This is a genomic window from bacterium, assembly GCA_024224155.1.
Lineage (GTDB): Bacteria > Acidobacteriota > Thermoanaerobaculia > Multivoradales > JAHEKO01 > CALZIK01.
Genome location: JAAENP010000239.1, coordinates 1 through 3213, shown reverse-complemented (window position 1 = coordinate 3213; position 3213 = coordinate 1). Strand labels below are relative to the sequence as shown.

At 65.1% G+C, this 3213-nt stretch carries 1 protein-coding gene; it reads right to left on the bottom strand.

What is annotated here, in order from left to right:
- Positions 1-609 precede the first annotated feature (609 nt).
- Positions 610-2646: a hypothetical protein gene (locus GY769_12720; protein MCP4202782.1), complete on the bottom strand. Its 2037-nt coding sequence runs from the start codon at positions 2644-2646 to the stop codon at positions 610-612.
- Positions 2647-3213 lie beyond the last annotated feature (567 nt).

Genomic DNA, 3213 nt, shown 5'->3' with positions numbered 1-3213 from the left:
GAAGAACCCACAAAATCGTTTCTTTCAGTTTTTTTTCCGAACTCTGGACCCAAATGCCGACAGCTCTGCCCGGATGAACCCCAAGTGATCCACGGTAGGAATTGTTAGGCCGCTGGTATCTGTGTGGGTGCCGTTTCTCGTCCGGATCGGTTGGCATTTAACCGTGGCAGTGTGGTTGAGGATGTAAGATTTTTCTTTGTCGGGAAGGTTGCGGATGGGCTTGGTTGTCGATGTTTCTTAATAAATACATTAATTAATTAATTAAGTAAGAAGTTTGGTTTGTCGCTCGCTGTGTTGTTTCACATCTTCGTTTTGTTCCCCTCTGCGTGCTCAGGCGAGAATGCGTTCCAGAATGCGTTCTTTTTTGGCTTTTCTTTGCTGCCAGCGCTGGCACTGCTTCATGGAAATTACTTAAGCAATTCAGGAATTAGCTGGCTACTGACCTTCAGGACCTGCGGGCTCCTTTTCTTCACAGGATGCGGTTCTCGAGACCGACTTCTGCCGACAACATGGCGCACAGGGGGGGCGGGTTCCACTAAGGTCGCCTGCTTCCTCCTCGGATCTCCACCGAGACCGCTCGGACGCGGGCGGGTTCCACGGCGGCGCCGCTCAGCACCTGACCACGGGCGCGGTGGAGAGGACCCGGCGGGTCTCGTCCAGCATGAAGTCCACGACCGCGCTTTCCTCGCCACTCGCGACTTTCCGCAGCAGCTCCAGCATCGTCTCGCGGAACACTTCCGCCCAGGCCTCCCCGTGCGTGCGCGCCTGCTGCGAGTCCCAGGCTCGGCGGAACCAGTCCCAGTTGTTCTGCTCCTCCGGAACCAATGCCCGGCCGTGGCGTTGGACTCGGTCCAACACGTCCTGGCGACAGCGGCAATGCGCCGCGTTGCCGCCACGGGCGTGGGCTGCGCCGATGTCCTCGAGAGAGAAGGTCCGCAGCGTGTGCGCGCAGGTGGCGACGTCTTGGGCAGCGCGGAGGCTGGCGCGCGCCCTCTTCACTCGCTCCGTGTCCGCCTTGAGCCGCTCTCGGTCTCGTTTGAGGGCTCTGGCATCGCTGGTCGCCTCCTCGACGATCATGCGCTGCCTTGCCTCCTTGGTCCGCTCCAGCACCTCATGGCTCACTACCGCGAGCGCGACTGCAGGGTGCGCCTGGGCGCTGCCGCGAGCTCTTTTCAGAGAGGCGTGGAGCGCGCGCCGCAGAGTCATCTCGAGGTGAGGGTCCGTCTCGCTCCTGGTGTCCTGGAGGAGTTGCTGGAGCCAAGCGATGCGCCGCTTGTGCTCCTCGACGAGCTCACACACCTCTGGCGCAAGGTCCGCGACCGCGGACGCAGCGGCCTCCGCGAAGGTCCCGCCGAAATCTCTCGCGTCATCGGCGTCATCGCTCCCAGAGAGGTAACCGCCTTCCTCGTCCGCGTCCTTCTCCTCCTCGGCGGGCGGCTCCAGCTCCTGCGGTGGCTCTCCGTCCTCGTCGCTACGGTCCCCCTCGTCGTCCTGAACGAAGTCCTGCTGGCCGCGAAGCGGGTAGGGTGCGATGAGCCTCTGCACGTCGTCGTAGGTCCACCGCAGGCGTCCGCCAGTGTACTCGACGTCAACGTCGTGGAGAGTCTGCGCGCGCCGCTCTGGCATGCCCAGGGCGTCCCAGACTTCGCGGGCCTCCCTGCAGATCAGGTTGTCCTCGGATCCGTCCAGGGAGTTCCTGTGCCCACAGCGCCAGAAACCCTTGGCAGCGTGGGTGTGCAACGCCGCGTTCGACCACACCGTCGCCATCCAGAGGAGCGCGTCCTTCGGGCGGACAAACGGACAGCGGCTGGGGTTCAAGCGCTGCTGTGTCAGCAGGTCCGCCTCCTCAAGGGCCAAGTAGGCACGACGGAGGTGCTGATGCAAGTCCGTGTCGTTCGGCTGGGCTACGCCCGTTGATCCACCACCGTGGACGAGAAGGACGTAGCCCCGCTGCCACGCGAGGTGCCGCACGGCCTCGCCCAGCTGCGGCGCGAAGGCGTCGCAGAAGAGGATGCGCCAGCGACGGCCCTCTGTCATTGCCGGCAGGTGCGCCTCCATGAACGCAAGTATGTGCTCCTCTCTGTACGAGGCCTTCGGCGCTGTCACTACCGTGAGCCAAGGCGCCCAGGCCGGCACCTCCAAGGAGAGCGCGCGGGCTAAGCGCGCCCCGTCGGCCTTGAACATGACCTCGACAGGCGGACACCTCGCCGCCAGCTCCGCGCAGCTCGTGGTCATCGTGTTCACAGACCAGCGGCTGCGCGTCGCCGCGTGGCACTCCTTGAGAACGAGGCGCGGCGCTCCTCGAAGAGCCAGTGTCCCGCTACCGCGGGAGCCTGCCTCGTTCATGTGGAACGGCGCCTGATCGAAGTTCTCCATCTCCATGTCGTAGCCGTTGGCCAGCACGCAGAGCGCGCGCACCGCGAAGATGTTGTTCCAGCCGATGCCGAGGCGCTCGCGTAACACCCAGCCCGCGACTTTGTACTTCCGGTTCGGCTTCCGCAGCGATACGCCGTACTCGTGGCGCCAGTTCCGGAACCAGGCGTCCGTCAGCTTCGGCGGCCGAGACTCAGCCCCCGAACGGAGGCAGGCCACGACCTCCTCGTCCAGGAGGGACTTGGCCTTCACCCGGAGCACAGCGACGGGCACGCGCGAGAGGACGGACCGCCGTATGGAGCAGAACCACTCGAAGAGCAGCTCTCGTACGACGGGGCAGCTCGGAGTCCTCCCCGCTCCTGGCCTTCGCCTCCTCTTATTCCAGGCAAGGACCCGGGCTCCCGCGGGGTTCCTCCCTGCTCCAGAGTAGCTGCCCAATGGCAGCAGGTGGCGCAGGCGATCGAGCTCTAGCGCCCTCTGAAGCGCGACTCGCTGCCGATGCAGAGCCGCGGCGTTGTGAGCACCGAGGCCCTGCCGCCGCAGGAAGTCGGCCAGCAACCCGTACCGCCACGGGGGCGTCGCCTCGGCCCCCTGTTCCCGGCAGAACCCCCGGAACCGCTCAACGAGGGCGGCTTTGCGGGGCAGACGCTGGCTTCGGTAAGTCGTGCTGCGTGCTGACGATCCGAGAGGCGCGCGGCGCGTGACACGCGGGGCTTCGTCGTACCGCGCCTCGACGGAGCCCAGCTCCGCAGGGCTTAGCCGCTCGCAGAGCTCCTGGATCGTCGCTGCGCTCGGGTTGTCCAGGTTGGCAGCCCAGGCGACAGCCGCTTGCTGCGACGT